Source organism: Veillonella intestinalis, assembly GCF_943192895.1.
In the GTDB taxonomy this organism is placed as follows: Bacteria; Bacillota; Negativicutes; order Veillonellales; family Veillonellaceae; genus Veillonella_A; species Veillonella_A intestinalis.
In genome coordinates, this window is record NZ_CALPCB010000008.1 from 129,026 (window position 1) to 148,240 (window position 19,215).

16 protein-coding genes and 3 tRNA genes are annotated in these 19,215 nt (G+C 39.6%); 18 read left to right on the top strand and 1 reads right to left on the bottom strand.

What is annotated here, in order from left to right; all coding sequences use genetic code 11:
- The first annotated feature begins 116 nt into the window (after positions 1–116).
- The 13 genes from NFR27_RS07955 (at position 117) to NFR27_RS08015 (ending at position 11,125) form a co-directional block, all read left to right on the top strand.
- Entirely contained in the window at positions 117–920 is an 804-nt protein-coding gene (locus NFR27_RS07955; protein ID WP_251443142.1) for a MetQ/NlpA family ABC transporter substrate-binding protein, read from the top strand.
- A gap of 402 nt (positions 921–1,322) precedes the next feature.
- Positions 1,323–3,527, top strand: coding sequence for an ornithine decarboxylase (gene speC, locus NFR27_RS07960; protein ID WP_251443139.1), 2,205 nt, complete (start codon positions 1,323–1,325; stop codon positions 3,525–3,527).
- Between the two features lie 24 nt (positions 3,528–3,551).
- Positions 3,552–4,502 carry a cation diffusion facilitator family transporter gene (locus tag NFR27_RS07965; protein ID WP_251443136.1) on the top strand — a complete coding sequence of 317 codons (951 nt, stop codon included), beginning with the start codon at positions 3,552–3,554 and terminating at the stop codon, positions 4,500–4,502.
- Positions 4,502–5,071, top strand: coding sequence for a TIGR01440 family protein (locus NFR27_RS07970; protein WP_251443107.1), 570 nt, complete (start codon positions 4,502–4,504; stop codon positions 5,069–5,071). Before NFR27_RS07965 ends, NFR27_RS07970 begins: the two co-directional genes overlap by 1 nt.
- Before the next feature lie 16 nt (positions 5,072–5,087).
- A complete protein-coding gene (locus NFR27_RS07975) occupies positions 5,088–5,543 on the top strand; it encodes a DUF3290 family protein (protein WP_251443103.1) in 456 nt (151 codons plus the stop codon).
- Positions 5,544–5,550: 7 nt separating this feature from the next.
- Positions 5,551–6,195, top strand: coding sequence for a DUF421 domain-containing protein (locus tag NFR27_RS07980; RefSeq protein WP_251454972.1), 645 nt, complete (start codon positions 5,551–5,553; stop codon positions 6,193–6,195).
- A gap of 32 nt (positions 6,196–6,227) precedes the next feature.
- On the top strand, positions 6,228–6,542 hold the full coding sequence (locus NFR27_RS07985; RefSeq protein ID WP_251443097.1) for a hypothetical protein: 315 nt from the start codon (positions 6,228–6,230) through the stop codon (positions 6,540–6,542).
- Between the two features lie 62 nt (positions 6,543–6,604).
- A complete protein-coding gene (locus tag NFR27_RS07990) occupies positions 6,605–7,360 on the top strand; it encodes an exodeoxyribonuclease III (RefSeq protein ID WP_251443094.1) in 756 nt (251 codons plus the stop codon).
- A 314-nt stretch (positions 7,361–7,674) separates the two neighbouring features.
- Positions 7,675–8,931 carry a Glu/Leu/Phe/Val family dehydrogenase gene (locus tag NFR27_RS07995; protein ID WP_251443072.1) on the top strand — a complete coding sequence of 419 codons (1,257 nt, stop codon included), beginning with the start codon at positions 7,675–7,677 and terminating at the stop codon, positions 8,929–8,931.
- 260 nt (positions 8,932–9,191) lie between these two features.
- A tRNA-Asn gene (locus NFR27_RS08000) sits at positions 9,192–9,267 on the top strand.
- A gap of 2 nt (positions 9,268–9,269) precedes the next feature.
- A tRNA-Glu gene (locus NFR27_RS08005) sits at positions 9,270–9,344 on the top strand.
- A 4-nt stretch (positions 9,345–9,348) separates the two neighbouring features.
- Positions 9,349–9,424, top strand: a tRNA-Val gene (locus NFR27_RS08010).
- A 141-nt stretch (positions 9,425–9,565) separates the two neighbouring features.
- Positions 9,566–11,125, top strand: a complete 1,560-nt coding sequence (locus NFR27_RS08015) for an LPO_1073/Vpar_1526 family protein (protein WP_251443069.1) — start codon at positions 9,566–9,568, stop codon at positions 11,123–11,125.
- Between the two features lie 74 nt (positions 11,126–11,199).
- Here NFR27_RS08015 and NFR27_RS08020 read toward each other — a convergent pair whose 3' ends face one another.
- Positions 11,200–11,916 (bottom strand): Crp/Fnr family transcriptional regulator, encoded by a 717-nt coding sequence (locus NFR27_RS08020; protein ID WP_251443066.1) that lies wholly within the window; start codon positions 11,914–11,916, stop codon positions 11,200–11,202.
- A gap of 214 nt (positions 11,917–12,130) precedes the next feature.
- Between NFR27_RS08020 and hcp the strand changes: the two genes are divergently transcribed.
- The 5 genes from hcp (at position 12,131) to NFR27_RS08045 (ending at position 19,211) form a co-directional block, all read left to right on the top strand.
- Positions 12,131–13,702, top strand: a complete 1,572-nt coding sequence (hcp, locus tag NFR27_RS08025; RefSeq protein ID WP_251443063.1) for a hydroxylamine reductase — start codon at positions 12,131–12,133, stop codon at positions 13,700–13,702.
- Positions 13,703–14,059: 357 nt separating this feature from the next.
- Complete coding sequence (sdaAB, locus tag NFR27_RS08030) at positions 14,060–14,740, top strand: L-serine ammonia-lyase, iron-sulfur-dependent subunit beta (RefSeq protein ID WP_251443060.1); 681 nt, start codon at positions 14,060–14,062, stop codon at positions 14,738–14,740.
- Positions 14,737–15,609 carry an L-serine ammonia-lyase, iron-sulfur-dependent, subunit alpha gene (sdaAA, locus tag NFR27_RS08035; RefSeq protein WP_251443057.1) on the top strand — a complete coding sequence of 291 codons (873 nt, stop codon included), beginning with the start codon at positions 14,737–14,739 and terminating at the stop codon, positions 15,607–15,609. The genes sdaAB and sdaAA overlap by 4 nt, the downstream gene beginning before the upstream one ends.
- Positions 15,610–15,767: 158 nt before the next feature.
- The gene (locus NFR27_RS08040) at positions 15,768–17,240 is read left to right on the top strand and encodes a CCA tRNA nucleotidyltransferase (RefSeq protein WP_251443285.1); all 1,473 of its coding nucleotides are present in this window, start codon (positions 15,768–15,770) and stop codon (positions 17,238–17,240) included.
- Positions 17,241–17,297: 57 nt separating this feature from the next.
- Positions 17,298–19,211 carry a penicillin-binding protein gene (locus NFR27_RS08045; RefSeq protein WP_251443282.1) on the top strand — a complete coding sequence of 638 codons (1,914 nt, stop codon included), beginning with the start codon at positions 17,298–17,300 and terminating at the stop codon, positions 19,209–19,211.
- Positions 19,212–19,215 lie beyond the last annotated feature (4 nt).

The window sequence follows — 19,215 nt, forward strand, 5'->3', positions numbered from 1 at the left end:
ATTTCATTTGGGGATTTTTAGAATCAGCGAAATTTTAAGGCTTAGTCACTTAGCTTATGGTAGGTGTCTAATCCGTATTTGTATTGTGTAGTCATAAGGAGAGAGAGGTATTACACATGAAATTAAAAAAACTGTTAGCCCCTGTATTAGTGGGCGTATTGGCCTTAGGCATTGCTGGTTGTGGTAGTGATAGTGGGTCAAAAGAAATTCGTATTGGTGCGACGGCGGGGCCACATGCAGAAGTCGTAGAAGCGGTGGCTAAGGAAGCAGCTAAAGAAGGCATTAATATTAAATTAGTTGAATTTTCTGATTATGTAACACCGAACAAAGCTTTAGCTGATGGCGATTTAGAGCTGAATAGTTATCAGCATGTACCTTTTATGGAAAACTTCAATAAGCAGAATAACACGCATTTAGTATCCATTGGCAAAACAATTTTGATGCGGATGGGTTTATATAGTAATACGATTAAAGATGCTAATGATGTACCAAATGGCGCAGTAGTAGCAATTCCTAATGATCCTACTAACGGGGGGCGTGGCTTGGCCCTATTAGCTAAGGCAGGGCTTATTACGTTGAAGGAAGGCGTAGGCTTTAAAGCGACGTTAGCAGATGTTACTTCTAATCCTAAGAATTTAGTTATTAAAGAATTGGAAGCCGCTCAGTTGCCACGTAGTTTAGATGATGTAACATTGGCAGCCATTCCTATGAACTATGTTATGAGTGCTGGTATTGATGTGGCTAAACAAGGTGTATTCTTAGAACCAAAAGATGAGCCTTTGGCGGTTATGAATTTAGCGGCGCGTGAAGCGGATAAAGATAATGCAACGTATAAGAAAATTGCTGAAATTTATCATTCCCCAGCTGTTAAGCAATTTATTGATGAGAAATTTAAAGGTACAATTATTCCGGCTGAATAGTTCTAGTTATTTGTGAGCTTTCTAGGAATAGAAACTTGTCTAAATATAATAAGGAGTTGTAAGTTTACTCGATACAATGGGACTTACAGCTCTTTTTTTTATTTGAATTTATATTTGTTTTGCGTTAGTTATCTTTATTGGTAGCTGGTTTAGGGGGCTTATAAATTTTAGTTGCTATCTCTTCAAGTCACTATAGTTGTAAAGATGGATAAGAGGTCATGATAAATATGTAATTTAGAATTATTCTTTAGAATTAGCCCTTAAATAGTAAATACGGTATAATAAAAAGTAAGTATTTGGGAGTTGTTTTATTGATAGCTAGTTAAAATTTGTAAGTAATGTCCCTATATATGAGGCATTTTCGTTTACTATCAGGTATAAAACTCATAAAGGAGGTTTTATATGTCCCTTTTAAAAGTTGCAATTTCAGAACAAGCAGAAGCTATTGTGGGCGTATTGACTAAACGCCCTGTTATTAGACCAGCTGAGACAGATTTCACGGATGTGGGCGCCGTACTTATTGGCGATTGTGAAATTGATACATTAGTTAATACACCTGTCAAAGCCTTTGATATACCTGTATTTGTGGTTCGCACAGGGACTGGTATGGAAGGTTTAACGCCGGAGCAAGTGGCACAAGCTGAAGATACGGTGCTGCGTGATGCTTATGGTATTTTAGACAGTGAGCCATCAGAGCGAGAGTTTTATGCACGGCGTGTGGAAACAGCTGTTTTAAATTATGAACATCGGTCATTACCGCCATTTTTTAGAACATTACGCCGTTATGTGGAAACAGGCAATTCACAGTTTAATTGTCCAGGTCATCAAGGGGGGCAATTTTTCCGTAAACATCCGGCGGGGCGTGCGTTTTATGATTTTTATGGGGAAAATATTTTCCGCAGTGATTTGTGTAATGCCGATGTGCAATTAGGTGATTTATTAATTCATGAAGGATATGCCTTAGATGCGCAAGAACATGCTGCGCAAGTATTTAATGCGGACAAAACGTATTTTGTATTAAATGGCACTTCTACTTCTAATAAAGTGGTGTTGAATGCGTTGTTGGCGCCGGGAGACATTGTTTTATATGATCGAAATAATCATAAATCTATTTCTCATGGAGCCTTAGTGCAGGCTGGTGCTGTTCCTGTATATTTAGAAACTGCGCGCAATCCGTTCGGTTCTATTGGCGGTATTCCTGAGGCTTGTTTTGAGGAAGCATTATTACGAGAGCGTATTGCTGAACGTGATCCACAGAAAGCGCAAGCAGAACGACCTATTCGCTTAGCTGTCATTCAATTAGGTACGTATGATGGGACTATATATAATGCGCGACAAGTGGTAGATAAGATTGGCCATTTGTGTGATTATATTTTATTTGATTCAGCTTGGGTAGGTTATGAACAATTTATTCCTATGATGAAGGATTGTTCACCGTTATTATTGGAATTAGGGCCAGACGATCCAGGAATTATTGTGACCCAATCTGTTCATAAGCAGTTGGCTGGTTTTTCACAAACATCACAAATTCATAAAAAAGATGCTCATATTCGTGGACAGGCTCGTTATGTGAATCAGAAGCGTTTTAATAATGCCTTTATGATGCATGCATCGACCTCACCATTTTATCCTTTATTTGCAGCATTAGATGTAAATGCTAAGATTCATAGTGGTGACGGAGGCCGTGCATTATGGCATGATTGTGTGGCCGTAGGGATTGAAGCACGTAAAACAGTATTACGAAATTGTCGATATTTACGTCCTTTAGTACCGCCTATTGTACATGGCCAGCCTTGGGAAGATGGCAAAACGGCAGCTATGGTAGATGATATAGCTTACTTTGCCTTTGAACCAGAGGCCAAATGGCATTCCTTTAGGGGCTATGGGGAAGGCCAATATTTTATTGATCCTTGTAAATTCCAATTGATTACGCCTGGCATTAATATGGAAACGGGTGAATATGAAGAGTTTGGTATTCCCGCCACTATTTTGGCAAATTATTTGCGAGAACATCAGGTTGTTCCTGAAAAATGTGATTTAAATACCATTTTATTTTTATTAACCCCAGCGGAATCATATACTAAGATGGATGCGCTGATTGCTAAATTATTGCGCTTTGAACAATTGATTGAAGCGGATGCACCTATGCAGGACGTATTGCCTACGGTATATGCAATGAATATAGAAAAATATCGGGGGTATACAATTCGTCAATTGTGTCAAGAGATGCATGATTTTTACAAACAACGCAATGTTAGTCAATTACAGCAACGCTTATTTGAAAAAGAATACTTCCCTACTTATATAAAAACGCCACAAGCGGCGAATATAGACTTTGTAAAAGGAGAGGGTGAGTTAGTACCGATTGCCGATTGTGTAGGGCGTATTGCTTTAGAAGGGGCGTTGCCATATCCACCAGGTGTTATTTGTGTACAGCCTGGGGAAATGTGGTCTCAAACTGCGCGAGATTATTTTGTGGCGCTAGAAGAAGGGATTAATGAATTGCCGGGATTTGCCCCTGAATTACAAGGGGTATATATTGAACGTGATGAAACAGGTTATCGTAGAGCGTATGCCTATGTTTTACGCGAGGGTAATCGTGTTTAGTAATAGTTATGAAAGGAGTTATGTATGCTAACAATGAAAGATGTGGAGCAACGACTCCTTTGGCAATCCGCGTGGCTTATGTTTGTTGTGGCTGTTAGTGGTACGATTATGGGGGTAATCACAGGTTCGGCAGCGGTTTTATTAGATGGCATTGTATCGTTTATGGCAGTCATTATAAAAATCATGATGATTATGACGTCAAAATTAGTTTCTCGAGAAACGAGTAAGCGATTTCAATTTGGCTATTGGCAATTTGAACCGTTGGTGCTTATGGTAGAAGGGGGCTTTACCTTACTATTCGTGTTATACGCCTTTATGACTGGGGTTACGAGTTTGTTAAGTGAAGGTCATGCCGTAGAAGCAGGGCCTATCGTATTGTATGCCGCTTTTTTTACCATCGTGGATGGGGCCTATTATTTTTATGTACAGCGTATTAATAAACGCTTGCAATCAAATTTAGTGAAATTTGATAATATTAGTTGGTCTATTGATGCAGTGTTGGCAGCGGGTATTTTAGTTAGTTTTGCTATTGCCTGGGCCTTACAGCAGACAGAGTGGGCTTATTATGCTCGCTATGTGGATCCTCTAGTTTTAATTGCTTTATCTATCCAGATGATGCCAAGTGCTATAAAAATTCTTGTGCCTGCGACAAAGCAGATTATGGGCGTGGCACCTACAGAAATTCATAATCGCGTACAAGTTATTATGGACGACTTTATGGCACGGTATCATTTCAAAGACTATGTAACTAGTGTACAAGCCTATGGCAAATACAATATTATCGAAATTGATATTTTGTTGCCAAAAAATTATAGTTGTCAGCGGATTGAAGCGTTAGATGAGATTCGTAATGAGATTGACGATGCTATTGGTGGTCGCTCTGATGAAAAATGGGTAACGATTACTTTTACGACTACTAAGCGGTGGATGGCAAAAGATTATTTATTAGATGATGACGAGGAAGAAGGGGTATAATGGAAATACCAAATAAAGAGTTAGTAGTCATTAAAGAGGCTGTAACGGCAGCAATAACTGAATTAATTGTAGTTAGTCATTTGACAGCTGGTGATGTAGTTGTCGTTGGCTGCTCTACTAGTGAGGTGCGGGGTTCGCGCATTGGCACTGATTCGGCTGAAGAGGTGGGGGCGACAATTATAGCGGCTCTGCTTGCTGTATTAGAGCCAAAACAGATTGCCTTAGCCGTACAGTGCTGTGAGCATTTGAATCGTGCGTTAGTGATTGAAAAGTCTGTAGCAAGAAATCGTGGCTGGGCTATTTGTAATGCAGTCCCACAATTACATGCTGGTGGGGCGGCATCCATGGCAGCTTATAATCAGTTTGAAGCACCTGTTGTTGTTGAAGCGATTGAAGCCGATGCAGGCCTTGATATTGGGGATACATTTATTGGTATGCATTTAAAACCCGTAGTAGTGCCTGTCCGTTTGGGGGTAAAACAAATTGGGGGAGCCCATGTAACGGCAGCTCGCATTCGACCAAAATATATTGGCGGTAGTCGGGCTGCATATGATGAGGCTTTAATGTAGTAGAGGTGAAGAACGTTTGAATTTTTATAGTTATGCCTATATTGCACAACAAGGGCAGTTTAATGCACTTATGCAATATGGATTGTCTTTTTTACTATTAGTAGCACTGTTATTAGTGAGTATTCAATTTATTCGACATCGTTTGAATAGTCGATATCGTGATTTGACAATTTTATTGTCTTTAATTATAGTTTTCGTCTTAGGGATTCGCTGGAGCGAATATGATTCATCGCTACGAAACTCAGAAGAGAGTAGCCGTATGGCTAATTTTGTAGTTACCGTTTCAGAGCGGCTAGGCGTTTCAAAAGACGATATACGTGTTAATACCTTACATTTGAATGAGGATGTAATTATCAATGTAGGTAATCGTTTTTACCGAGCTCAATTTACTAAGAATTTTGAGGCCTATTCACTAACGCAAGTCCATATGATTGACTCGCAAATAAAAGTAGTGGATATAGCGAAGGAGTAAGATGATTATGATAACTGGTTACACCCTCATTATGATTAAATTAATTTTGGGTATTTTGTGTTTAGTTTTTCAAATTAATTTGATGGGGAAAGGCAATTTAGCACCGAATTCAGCGATTGATCAAGTGCAGAACTATGTACTTGGTGGCATTATTGGTGGGGTTATTTATAATGATGCCATTGGTGTTTTGCAATTCCTGTTAGTTCTTATTGGTTGGACTATCGTAGTTATGGCTTTGCGCTATTTAGCAGCTTATAATCATCATGTGAAACGAATCGTTGATGGTAATCCCGTTATTGTGGTTGAACGTGGTGAGGTGCAAGTAGAAGATTGTATGCGACATGGTGTGAGTGCAGGGGAATTACATTTGAAATTGCGCAGTGCCGGTATACGCCATGTCAGTGAAGTGCGACGGGCCGTATTAGAACAAAATGGACAAGTAACTGTTGTTAAATATGGTGAAGATACTGTACATTATCCCTTAATTGCTGATGGGCAAGTGGACGAAAACGTGTTATCCTTAGTAGAAAAGGACCGTTCTTGGTTGGACGAAACAGTATTGGCACAAGGCTATGCTATATCTGATGTATACATGACTGAATTAGTTAAAGATGAGTTAGTCATTACTCCTTATGCAAAAGAAGGACGGTAATAAGTAAGGGGCGATGCTGAAAGGAGCTATTTATGGCAAGTTTACAGCGTGCGTTGTTAGTGATTGCATTTTTGTATATTTTTTATCATATTTATTCTTACGGCTTGACCACTACTAATATGATTGCAATGGTACTATTAGTAGTATCCTTTATATTAGAGCTTACGCGTAAATCGAGACGCGCTAAATTAGAAGCTTATTTTGCTCGCAAAGAAGCGGAGGTAGCTGAGCAGGAAGCGGCGGCTGAAGCAGCTAAAATTGCTAAAACTAGTGACGGAGCTAAAGCAGGTTCTGATGATGCAACAAAATCTCAGGAGAGTGTAAAAGTAAGTATAAATAAAAAGTAAGCACAATAGTAAATAAGTTCGCTTATTACTAAGTAATTAGTCTATTTAAAAAGGAGTTTTACATGAAATTAATATCGTGGAATGTTAATGGTTTGCGTGCAGCGGTGACAAAAGGCTTTATGGAAAGCTTTGAAACATTAGATGCGGATATGTTTTGCTTACAAGAAACAAAATTACAGCCTCATCAAATTGAATTAGAATTGCCAGGTTATGAACAGTATTGGAATAGTGCCGTTAAAAAAGGCTATAGTGGCACCGCTATTTTCACTCGCCATAAGCCAATTCAAGTGACTAATGGGATTGGTATTGAAGAACATGACCAAGAAGGTCGTGTGATTACTGCAGAATTTGAAAATTTTTATTTGGTTACTTGTTATACGCCAAATAGTCAGCGAGAACTTGCGCGCTTAGGGTATCGCATGACTTGGGAAGATGCGTTTCGTCAGTATTTATTGGAATTAGATGCTAAAAAACCAGTGATTCTTTGTGGTGATCTTAATGTGGCACATCAAGAAATCGATTTGAAAAATCCTAAGACAAATCGTAAAAATGCTGGGTTTACTGATGAAGAACGAGCTAAAATGACAGAATTATTAGGCGCTGGATTTACAGATACATTCCGTAAATTGTATCCTGAAGTAACTGATGCTTATAGCTGGTGGTCCTATATGGGGAAAGCCCGTGAGCGAAATGTGGGGTGGAGAATTGATTATTTTATTACCTCGGCTCGTTTAGATGATAAAATAGTTGAAGCTCGTATTCATCCTGACATCTTTGGTAGCGATCACTGTCCTGTAGAGTTGGATATTAATCTGTAATAAAAAGATGTGAAGATACAAAGAGTGCCTTATACTCTATAGAATAAGTAAAATAGGGATACTTTATAGAGAAATATCTATATTTAATTGTCATATGAACAGACAATATAGAGAGTCTAACTCAATTAAATGAGCTAGACTCTTTTATTTTGCTACTATTGTCAGGTTATGCGTATAAGTAATGGAGAAAATGAAGAATATGAAAAATGAATGGTGCATAAGCCTTGCCTGTGTTATAGTGTAAACAGGACAAAGATTTAGTTTAGTTTTAAACTATTAATTTTATTGTGTATACGCAATAAGGAGAAACGATTATGGCAAATTATAATCCCTACGAAAACATGCTTAACACACTTGACGAAGCGGCTCAAAAACTTGGTTTAGAGCGCAACGATTATGAAGTAATTCGTCATCCAGAACGTGAATTGCAAGTAGCGATTCCAGTTCAAATGGATGATGGTCATGTTGAAGTATTTAGTGGCTATCGTACTCAACACAGCACGATTATGGGTGCTGCTAAAGGTGGTATTCGTTTCCATCCTGATTCTGATGAAAATGAAGTTCGCGCTTTGGCTGCTTGGATGACAATTAAAAACTCCATTGCTCACCTTCCTTATGGCGGTGGTAAAGGCGGTATTAAAGTTGATCCTAAGAAATTAAGTCAACGTGAATTAGAACGCTTAACTCGTGGCTTTGTACGTAAAATCGCTCCAATTATTGGTGTAGATACTGACGTGCCAGCTCCAGACGTAAATACTAACCCACAAATTATGGCTTGGATTGTTGATGAATTCTCCACACTTAAAGGCGTATGGTCTCCAGGTGTTGTAACTGGTAAACCATTAGCTGTTGGTGGTTCCTTAGGCCGTAATGAAGCAACTGGTCGTGGTTGTATGTTTACTTTGAAGAGCTATCTTGAAAAGAATGGCAAAAAAATGTCCGATGTGACAATTGCTGTTCAAGGTTTTGGTAACGTAGGTAGTGTTGGTGCTTTATTGATGCATCGTGAAGGGGCTAAAGTAGTAGCTATTGGTGACGTTCATGGTTCCATTTACAATGAAAATGGTATTGACGTTGAAAAAGCTTACGAATATGCTAATGCCCATGGCCGTTCCTTAGAAGGTTATGAAGAACCAGGCATGAAACGCATTCCAAATCCAGAGTTATTATTATTAGAAGTAGATGTTTTATATCTTGCTGCCTTAGAAAACCAAATTAATGGCAGCAACATGAAAGAAGTTAAAGCTAAAGCTATCTTAGAAGGTGCTAATGGCCCTACAACTAATGAAGCTGACTTATACTTCTTTGAAAAAGGCATTGATATTATCCCTGACGTATTAGCTAATGGTGGTGGCGTAGTTACTTCCTATTACGAATGGGTTCAAAATAAAGCTGGTTTCTATTGGGACGAAGAAGAAGTAAATACTCGTCTTGAAAAGAATATGAAAATGAGCTTTGAAGAAGTGTGGGCTATGCAACAAGAATATAAAGTATATCCTCGTTTAGCAGCTTACATGGTAGCTTTAAAACGTTTAGTTGATGCTAGCAAACTTCGTGGGTTCAACGGTTAATAATTGTTTATTATGTACAGCTCAGTACATACATGATAACGCTAAGTATAACTGTCTATCTTCAGCCTAATGAATAGAGGCTCTTATAATGAAATAAAATTAGAAGTATACTGTGCGCGACAGCGGCTAGGAAAGTGATGCCTAGCCGCTTTTTATGTGTATTTTTCTATAGATTGAGATTCTTTTGAGAAAAAGTGAAAAATATATAAAAAAGTACTTGCATTTAATTTGATTTTAGTATAGAATATCTCTTGTACCATTCCTCGATAGCTCAGTCGGTAGAGCAATCGGCTGTTAACCGATCGGTCGTAGGTTCGAGTCCTACTCGGGGAGCCAGTGGCCCGTTGGTCAAGCGGTTAAGACACCGCCCTTTCACGGCGGTATCGGGGGTTCGATTCCCCCACGGGTCACCAATATGGACGATTAGCTCAGCTGGGAGAGCGCCTGCCTTACAAGCAGGATGTCGGCAGTTCGATCCTGTCATCGTCCACCACATTGGCGAGTTCGCAATAGCGAGCTCGCTTTTTTATTTTATTATGTAACTTCATTGGCTAATGAGCTAAGATGTGGTAACATAAAAGAATAAATATATAGCTATTATGGATAAGTAAAATAGATTGGCAGGAGGAATAAGATGTCTGCATATATACCGTACTTAGTTGTATTAGGTGTGATTTTAGTATTCTTTTTAGTATGCTATTTAGTATTTCGTGATGGTGATACATCGGAAGCTACGCTTGATACAAGTTCAGATTCGGTTGTAAATACCGATTATTATGCGCGGAAACGGCGCGATCATGGAGCGGAGTATTATCGAGAAGAACAGAAGGCGAATGATTCGCTAGCGCAAACTGGCGAGCAAGATATGGCGACTACATTTGTACCTTTATCTAAAGAACATGTAGGTAGTGAATTTGAAACGGCTATGGAGAACACTCCTGCTGCCAGCCTTAGTAATGATTTTGGCATCACTGAAGGGGATAGTCGTCTAGGGGATGACATTGTATCTGATTTAGACATGACTAAGCCTATGCTTAAAATCCCTACAGAACCAAGTGCGAGCAGTGAAGCGGATTTAGAGTTAACACGGCGTATTCAACGGATTATGCCTGCCAGTGTTGAAGGGGCGGAAGCAGCTAATGATGCTACTCGTATTATTCCGATAGTACGTGAACCTTTGACAAAAGAAGAAACGACTAATTTAGAGACTGCCCAGGATATGAAGGAGCCAGGCTTAACAGATTTAATTGCTTTAGGGACGAGTCATTTTATGAGTTCCTTTGGTGCGATTAATATAAGTACTAAAGAACAAGTATTAGATATTACAACGACTGCTTTGGAACGGTTAGGCATTACTGAAAGTGGTGAGTTGCAGGCTTTATTGGAAAATATCGTAGTGCAAGAAGCATTGCTTTGTATGCAAAAAGCATATGCTACCACCCCTACTAGCTGGATGAAAGAAACGGCTATTGAAGCGTTTATTGATGTAGTGCAAGAACCTAAATCTAGCACGCCGTATTTGGTGGCGTTTGATGCATTGCGTATTTTGCCACATTTACAGTTAGGTCATTTCCAGATTATGGCGCTAGCCTTGTTGTTGCAATATTCTCGTAATTCAAATAACTACAGCTTAGAGCATTTACAGCATTATGTAGATAAATATATTGAGCCATTTTTGTCTGAATTGCCACGCGAAGAATCTATGTATCGTCAGTTGGATTACTTGCGTTGCTCAACGCAAGAGTCAGAGCGCAATACGTTCTGGGATATAATGGTACACTCCTATCCTTTAGTGTTTGCTTATGCCGGTTTTGATAAGGATGAATTATCACGAGCTTTACGAGGCCATGCATTAGATGGTCGTTATGTAGTGAAGAGTATAAATTCTCCATTATTAAAATTAGCCGTTGTTGATGAAGGCTTGGCACCACGTTATTTCAAAATGGCACATATTGATAATCCTGAAATTCAACAACATGTATTAGGCTTAGCTATGAGCAAGCCTGTTAACTTTACACAAGCGGATCGTAAGCTAGTATTGGAAAATATTTCGCCTGTATTACCTAAAGTGGCAGACATTTATGATGCTATGCCATTGAGCCATACAAGCCTTACCTTGTTGGGGCTTTACTTAGGTCGTGCACATGTAAAAGTGACAATTGGTGAGGAGTTTGACTTATCACCTTGGTTTTAGATATTAATGTAAAAGAGGACTTCTGTTAGAAAGAAGTCCTCTTTTTTTGTGGCTCAGTTTAGATTGGATTAGGGTTAAAAGCTATATTCGCTAATAGCTGTTAAATCTAAGAGTTTTACTTTTTTGCCCTCAAATTCTATGATACTTTCATCTTGTAAACGACCTAATTCTCGGCTTAGTGAAGTACGGGATACATTGAGTACATCAGCCATTTCTTGGCGATTGTGCGGCAAAGTAATAGGGTTTTGCTTTTGACGACGATATAAATCATCGAAGTAGGCGTAAATGCGCTCCCGCATACCTTTTAAGGATAAGTAGTGAACTTTGCGGGTAAGGGCCAATGCTTTTTCCGACATATCGTGAAGTAAATTTGTTAGTATTTGTTTTTGACAGGTATCGCAATGGTTGAAAGAATTAGTAAAGGCTGATTTTGGTAAAAATAAAACTTCACTATCTTTAGTAGTTTGGATAGTAGCGGGCCAATTGGGCATATCGGTGAAGAGTAAAGCTTCGCCAAACATAGCCGAAGGGGTCAGTTCTGTCATAATGGTGCGTTGGCCGAGAACATTTTCGCGAGTTAAATGAGCGCGCCCTGATAGTAATAGGCCCATGCCTTCCATAGGTTCACCAGCAATGGCGATAAAACTATTTTTTTTAAAAGATTTAATAGTCAGATCGGGCGAGCTTAGAAATAAACGTAATTGATCTTCTCCAATATTGCGAAATAAGGCGCTACTACTTAGGGTGTTTAAATATAGGGAAATGGTGTTATTAGATAATCCGATACTCATAGAAGCCTCCTTTAAGATAAAATTTTTGTAAATGTTGCCATAGCTACAGTTTTTTCTTTTTCAGTATACTATAATTTACACATAGTCACAAATAAACAACTTGCTTCAGGTGACATTTGGTTTGATGATATAGCAAGTGATTTATATTTTTTTTACTTTCTTACGAGTGCTAAGAAAGTGTCGTATCGGGTGAGTCCCGAAGAAGGAGGCTAATATGAGTATGTTTTGTTTCCAGTGTGAACAGTCTGCAAATCCAGGTGGTTGTACAGTACAAGGCGTATGTGGTAAAACAGCGCCAGTAGCGAACAAACAGGATGAATTAACATCCGCTTTGATTGGTTTAGCACGTGCTTGTGATGCAAAAGGCGCATCTGCTAAAGAATATCAATTATTAAAACAAGGCTTGTTCATGTGTGTAACAAACGTTAACTTTGACGAAGAACGTGTACAAGAGTTCATTAATCGTGTAGAAGCCGCTCGTACTGCTATTGATGCAAGTGCTCAAGATTTTGATTGGGAAGCTCTTTGGGTGGGCGAAGAAGATATCATTTCCTTACGTTCTACGTTACTCCTTGGTATGCGCGGTATGGCAGCTTATGCTTGGCATGCATCTGTATTAGGTTATGATGATGCTGAAGTAGATGCTTGGTTCGTAAAAGGTCTTGTAGAATTTGCTAAAGATCACAGTGCTGATGAATGGTTAGCATTATTGATGGAATTTGGTCATGTGAACTTGAAATGTATGGCCCTTCTTGATTCTGCTAATACAGAAAGCTATGGTACACCAGTACCTACAAAAGTGCCTTTGACAGTAGAACCAGGTCCTTTCATCGTAGTAACTGGTCATGACTTACATGATCTTAAAATGCTATTAGAACAATCTGAAGGTAAAGGCGTTAATATTTATACTCATGGTGAAATGTTACCTTGCCATGCATATCCTGAACTTAAAAAATATGCACACTTAAAAGGTAACTTTGGTACAGCTTGGCAAAACCAACAGAACGAATTTGATGGCGTACCAGGTGCGTTCTTATTCACTACTAACTGCTTAATGCCACCTCGTAAAACGTATGAAGACAATATTTTCACTACAGACATGGTTGGTTTCCCAGGTCTTAAACATGTAGATGCTAATGAAGATGGCACTAAAGACTTCACAGCTGTTATTGAAAAAGCATTAGAACTTGGCGGTTATACAGAAGCACAAGAGTTTACTGGTATTAATGGTGGTCATGAAGTAACAACTGGTTTCGGTCATGGTACAGTTCTTAGCATCGCTGATAAAGTGATTGATGCTGTTAAAGCGGGCGCTATTAAACACTTCTTCTTAGTAGGTGGTTGTGATGGTGCTAAAGTAGGTCGTAACTACTATACTGAATTTGTAAAACAAACACCAAAAGATACCGTAGTTCTTACATTAGCTTGTGGTAAATATCGTTTCAACGACCTTGAAATTGGTGAAATCGGCGGCATTCCTCGTATGTTAGATATGGGCCAATGTAATGATGCTTACTCTGCTATCCAAGTAGCCGTAGCTTTAGCTGGTGCTTTTGAATGTGATGTAAATGATCTTCCATTGACTTTAGTATTGTCTTGGTACGAACAAAAAGCGGTATGTATCTTGTTAACCTTATTAGCTTTAGGTATCCGCAACATCTATATTGGACCTACTTTACCTAAATTCTTATCCAGCAATGTATTGGGTATTTTGGTTGAAAAATTCCAATTACATCCAATTACTACACCAGAAGCTGATATGAAAGCTATTTTAGGTAATAATTAATTATTGGTTTTGTTACAATACGATACATGATATTGTAGTCCGTTAGTTTACTAAAGGATAACAAAAACAAATATAAACAAAGTAACTCCCTCGTTAGAGGGGGTTATTTTTGTATTTTGTATAGAAAAAATCAACTTATATGTCAATAATAAACATCTTAGAGTGGCTAATAATAAAGCAATTTAAAAGAAATTGAGAAACTGATGAATTGTATATGCATAAAAAGTATAGAAATGTCTATCCTATAAAAACAATCTGTGGTATAATGTAAAGCAAGGTAAGCCGTGGCTTTGTGATATATACTATAGAAGAAGAAGCCTTGTGACGGCGTGAAAACGTTTCCTGTAGGAGGACATAATGAGCAGTGTTTTTGAGATTATCGGACCAGTGATGATTGGTCCATCCAGTTCGCACACCGCCGGAGCTGCGCGATTGGGCAAAATGGCGCGTTATATTTTTAAGGAACATATTGAGCGCGTAGATTTAACATTATTTGGATCCTTTGCTAAAACTTATAAAGGGCATGGCACAGATCGTGCTTTGGTTGGTGGTTTATTGGGCTTTGATGCGGAAGATGAACGTATTCGTGATGCCTTCAAAGCAGCGGCTAAGGGGAATTTACAATATCAATTTATTGAATCCTCCGAAGAAGGGGGCCATCCTAACGAAGTTCGTTTTGATTTATATGGTAAAAATGATTATCATATGTCAATTGTAGGGCGTTCTTTAGGGGGCGGCCGTATTTTAGTGACTAATGTAAACGCGTTAGACGTAGAAATTTCAGGTGAAGATTACACAATTTTGACATTCCATCATGATTGTCCTGGGGTTATTGCTGCCGTAACTAGCTTATTAGGTCGCGCTGATGTTAATATTTCGACTATGAAAGTATTCCGTAAACGTAAGCACTGTGAAGCGGTTATGTTGATCAATACAGACTCGCCAGTAGAGGCAAGTGTAATGAATGAAATTCAGAAGAATAAAGATATTTCTTCGGTTATGTATTTTGAACCATTAGAGAAGGCGGTGACAGAATGAGTTACTTATATGATACCTTGGCAGATTTGATGCACCTTAGTGAAACTCATGAGTTGCCTGTTTGGGAAATTGTAATTCGTGCTGAAATGGAATCGACTGGTGAAACTCGTGAAGCCATCGAAGGGGAAGCACTTCGTCGTGTACAAATTTTTAAAGATTCAGTAGTGAATGGTGTAGAAGACCGCAAACGTACTATGAGTGGTATGTCTGGTGGTCAAGCTCATGTTTTATTAGAGCATACACCTCGCTTATTAAGTCCTGTTGCTTATAAAGCGTTAACCTATGCCATCGCGGTTAATGAAGCGAATGCTAAAATGTTCCGGGTAGTAGCTTGTCCTACAGCTGGTTCTTGTGGTGTTATGCCAGGTTGTATGTGCGCAGTAGGTGAAGAATTTGAAATGGACGATGCGGCCTTCTTGCGTGGTTTCTTTACCGGCGCTGGTATTGGCAATGTTATTACGAATCAAGCTTGTGTAGCTGGTGCAGTTGGTGGTTGTCAGGCAGAAGTTGGTTCAGCGGCAGCAATGGCAGCTGGTGCTATTGTAGCTATGCTTGAAGGGACTACTAAGCAGGTAATGAATGCTGTTGCTTTATGCCTAAAAAATGTACTCGGTCTTGTATGTGATCCGGTGGCGGGTCTCGTAGAAGTGCCTTGTGTAAAACGAAATGGCGTATATGCGGTGCATGCCTTCAGTGCTGCTGAAATGGCTATGGCTGGTTTGATTAGTCAGATTCCAGTAGATGAGGTTATTGAAGCGATGAATCGAATTGGTCGTGCCTTACCAAGTTCACTTCGTGAAACTAGTGAAGGTGGTTTAGCTACTACTGAGACTGGTCGTCGTATTGCTGCTCAGTTACAAGATATGTAAATCAATGCATCTTTGCAAGGAAACTTGTGAAGATGCATTTTTTATATGAGGAATTGGTATTGATATGAGGGTAATTTGTGTTTAATTACTAGATTGAAAAGGGTGAATTTAGCAAGGGTCTATGCTATAATAAAATGATATGAGAGAGGTGAGTAATGATGAAATGGTTTACACGGTCAAAGACTATATTAAAACCGTCAGGGCCTATTTGGATTGGTGCTGAAAAAATTTTAGATACTTTGACAAGCGCTGGCTTTGAGGCCTATGTCATAGGCGGGGCTGTTCGTGATTTATTGCTTCATCAAGATCCTCATGATTATGATATTGTTACACAGGCTAAGCCTGATGAGATTATGGCTATTATGAAACAAGCCGGCTATACCACCACGGGCCTTATCGGTAAATCTTTTGGGGTTGTAGTGGTCACGGTGCCGGAAGGTTCTTATGAGGTAGCTACCTATCGGACTGAACGATATGGGGCAGATAGTCATAGACCAGAAGAAGTTAGTTATGCAGACTCTTTGGCTGAAGATGTAAAACGGCGTGATTTCACGGTCAATGGGTTAGCTATGAGTCGCACTGGAGAAGTGATTGACTTAGTAGGTGGTTTAAAAGATTTAAAGAAACGCACGTTGCGAACCATTGGCGATGCTAAAGAACGTTTTCAGGAAGATGCTCTTCGTTTATTTAGGGCTTGTCGCTTTGTAGGGAAATTAGATTTTTTACCTCATCGTTCACTGTTGGAGGGCATGGCGCCTAGTTTTGAACGGGTAAAGGGTTTGTCTTTAGAACGAGTGAGACAGGAATTAGATGCTTTACTCGTGACGCCGGCGGTGGCAAAAGGTTTGGATGTTTTGGTCCAGTCTGGATTAGCTGATTGTACTTGCCGCGTGTTAGAAGAAGGCGTTTATCGAGAAGTCCCTGTTTTACCTGAGTTGCGCCATTTAGTAGGCTTACCGCAACAGCCTGAATTTCATGCCTATGACGGTTGGGTGCATACGCTGGCGGTGGTGCAGGCCACTAGGGCTGATTTAACCTTGCGGTGGGCGGCCTTGCTTCATGATGTAGCTAAAGGCGAAGAGGGCATTCGGGGCTTTAATAAAGGGCGAATTACTGATCGCGGTCATGACAAGGCTGGGGCGGCTATGGCAGAAATAATTTTAAGCCGTTTGCAGTATCCTAAAGCCTTAGTTAATCGCGTGGCGTGGCTTGTAAGTAGCCATATGCGGTTCCATTATTTTGTGAATAACGAAGAAGCGGATCCTTGGAAATGGATGCGTAAAGAAGCGCAGAGTGGCTCGTTTCGTAAAAGTAGTGAGCTAAAAGAAGCGGTGCTTCAAATGGCCGAAGTTTGTGCTGCTGATGTTATTGGCTGTGGTCGACCTAATAGTAGTACGGCGGGAACACTGGCTTTTGGTGACTGTTTAGCTCATATTACAGAATCCATGCCTATTCATACTCGTGATTTAGCGTATGGTCCTGAGTTACCTGCTTTGTTAGGTAATCAAACAGGTACAATTTTGCAAGAATTATTAGTTCAAGTGCGCAGTGGTCAAGTGGCGAATGAGCCAGCTGCTTTATTGGCAGCAGCTGAACGTAAATTGGCACGGAAAGCACATAAGGAGTTATAACGATTTATGATTAAAGGTGAAGAAAAAATAGCCTTTCGTGATAATATATCTAAACTTATGGCCTTTGTGTTTTTGGCCATCATCGTATTAGTGGGCCGTTTGATTTGGCTACAAGTTATTGACAAGACAACCTTGGACACTAAGAATTTAGATCAAGTAGAAACAAGTCGCAAATTACAATCCCCACGAGGGACAATTTATGATCGCAATGGGAGTCCCCTAGCTATGAGTATGGTCACTCGTTCATTATATGCGGACCCTAAAATGATTAAAAAGTCTCCTGAGGAGATTGCCGCTCTTATCGTGCCATATACGCGCATTAAGGAAGAGGAAATTGTAAAACGTTTGAAAGAGGATACAGCCTTTATTTGGTTGGATCGTATGATGGACCCTGATAAATCGAAAGCCTTGGCTAAGGTTATGAAGGAGAATGAGTTAGAGGGGCTCAACTTTGTAGAGGAAAGTCGTCGCTTTTATCCTAATGGTAATTTGTTAGCGCAAGTATTAGGCTTTGTAGGAACTGATGATAAAGGCCTTGATGGTCTTGAAATGGCTAAAGATGATATTATCCGTGGTGGGATTACTAAAGAATTAGTTGCCACTGACCAGCATGGTAATGCTATTTTTGGTTCTGTATTATCTAAGTTTTTACCAGAAAAAGAACGGAGTATTACCTTAACCATTGATATAACGGTGCAGTTTATTGCAGAACGAGCTCTTGATAAAGTAATGGCAGAGTCTAAGCCGAATGGTGCTAGCATTATTATTATGGACCCGAAAACGGGTGAGATTTTAGCTATGGCTAATCGACCAACTTATGATCCGAATCATTATGAAAAAGGCAATGAAAACTCTTTCAAAAATCGGGCGGTTATTGATATGTATGAACCAGGTTCAACTTTTAAGCCGTTGACGGCTTCGGCTGCTTTAGCTTCTGGTAAATGGACTGTTGATACGGTATACAATGACACTGGTAGTATTAATGTAAGTGGGCATACCATTCAAAACTGGAATGGCGAAGGGTATGGCAATGTAAAATTACTAGAGATTTTGAAATACTCCATTAATACAGGCATGGCGCAATTGGGGATTAATACGGGCAAAGAAGTCATGATGGAATACTTGAAGGGTTATGGCTTTGGCAAAAGAACGGGCATTGAATTGCCTGGTGAAGCAGAAGGTCAGTTGATTCCTGAAAAAGATATTTCGCAATTAGATTTAGCGACTATGGCCTTTGGACAAAGTGTGGCAGTAACGCCATTACAGATGGTACAAGCCTTTGGTGCCATTGCCAATGGTGGTAAAATGATGATGCCTCATATTATTAAGAGTATTAACAATCCAGATGGTAGCCCTGTAGAAACGGAACAGATTAAAGAAGTAGGACAACCTATTCCTGAAACAGTGGCGAAAACAATTTTAGATATGCTTGAAAAAGAAGTATCAGAAGGCGGCGGTAATAAAGCATCGGTAGATGGCTACCATTTTGCGGGGAAAACAGGTACTGCACAGAAACTTGATGCTGAACATGGGGGCTATTTGGATGGCCGTTATATTGCATCGTTTATTGGTGTAGGTCCTGTCGAAGATCCTCGATTTGTGGCGCTCATTGTTATTGATGACCCAAATGGAGTGTATTATGGTGGGCAAATTGCAGCCCCTGTTTTTAAAGACATTATGAGCCAGTTAGTACGATACTTCCAATTGTCTCCATCGGTGACGAAGGAAAAGGATTTACAAGGTGTGGCTGCAGGGGAAAGACCTACAAAACCAGTGGTATCCAAAACAGATGATGGCACGGTTATAATGACTGATTTTACAGGTTGGACAACTGGTGAAGTAAGGGATTGGCTCCATGAAGCAGGCTTGCAATTTGTACCTGATGGGACTGGCTATGCGATTAGCCAAGATGAACCAGCTGGTGCTGAAGTTCCTATAGGTGAGGCAGTAACTGTATATTTTAAACGTTAAGGAG

What these genes read in the sequence shown, in the direction of transcription:
- NFR27_RS08040 (WP_251443285.1), top strand. Translation starts at nt 15,768, where the DNA reads ATGAAATGGTTTACACGGTCAAAGACTATATTAAAACCGTCAGGGCCT.
- NFR27_RS07980 (WP_251454972.1), top strand. Translation starts at nt 5,551, where the DNA reads ATGATAACTGGTTACACCCTCATTATGATTAAATTAATTTTGGGTATT.
- NFR27_RS08020 (WP_251443066.1), bottom strand. Translation starts at nt 11,916, where the DNA reads ATGAGTATCGGATTATCTAATAACACCATTTCCCTATATTTAAACACC.
- sdaAA (WP_251443057.1), top strand. Translation starts at nt 14,737, where the DNA reads ATGAGTTACTTATATGATACCTTGGCAGATTTGATGCACCTTAGTGAA.
- hcp (WP_251443063.1), top strand. Translation starts at nt 12,131, where the DNA reads ATGAGTATGTTTTGTTTCCAGTGTGAACAGTCTGCAAATCCAGGTGGT.
- speC (WP_251443139.1), top strand. Translation starts at nt 1,323, where the DNA reads ATGTCCCTTTTAAAAGTTGCAATTTCAGAACAAGCAGAAGCTATTGTG.
- NFR27_RS07985 (WP_251443097.1), top strand. Translation starts at nt 6,228, where the DNA reads ATGGCAAGTTTACAGCGTGCGTTGTTAGTGATTGCATTTTTGTATATT.
- NFR27_RS08045 (WP_251443282.1), top strand. Translation starts at nt 17,298, where the DNA reads ATGGCCTTTGTGTTTTTGGCCATCATCGTATTAGTGGGCCGTTTGATT.
- NFR27_RS08015 (WP_251443069.1), top strand. Translation starts at nt 9,566, where the DNA reads ATGTCTGCATATATACCGTACTTAGTTGTATTAGGTGTGATTTTAGTA.
- NFR27_RS07970 (WP_251443107.1), top strand. Translation starts at nt 4,502, where the DNA reads ATGGAAATACCAAATAAAGAGTTAGTAGTCATTAAAGAGGCTGTAACG.
- NFR27_RS07965 (WP_251443136.1), top strand. Translation starts at nt 3,552, where the DNA reads ATGCTAACAATGAAAGATGTGGAGCAACGACTCCTTTGGCAATCCGCG.
- NFR27_RS07990 (WP_251443094.1), top strand. Translation starts at nt 6,605, where the DNA reads ATGAAATTAATATCGTGGAATGTTAATGGTTTGCGTGCAGCGGTGACA.
- NFR27_RS07995 (WP_251443072.1), top strand. Translation starts at nt 7,675, where the DNA reads ATGGCAAATTATAATCCCTACGAAAACATGCTTAACACACTTGACGAA.
- sdaAB (WP_251443060.1), top strand. Translation starts at nt 14,060, where the DNA reads ATGAGCAGTGTTTTTGAGATTATCGGACCAGTGATGATTGGTCCATCC.
- NFR27_RS07955 (WP_251443142.1), top strand. Translation starts at nt 117, where the DNA reads ATGAAATTAAAAAAACTGTTAGCCCCTGTATTAGTGGGCGTATTGGCC.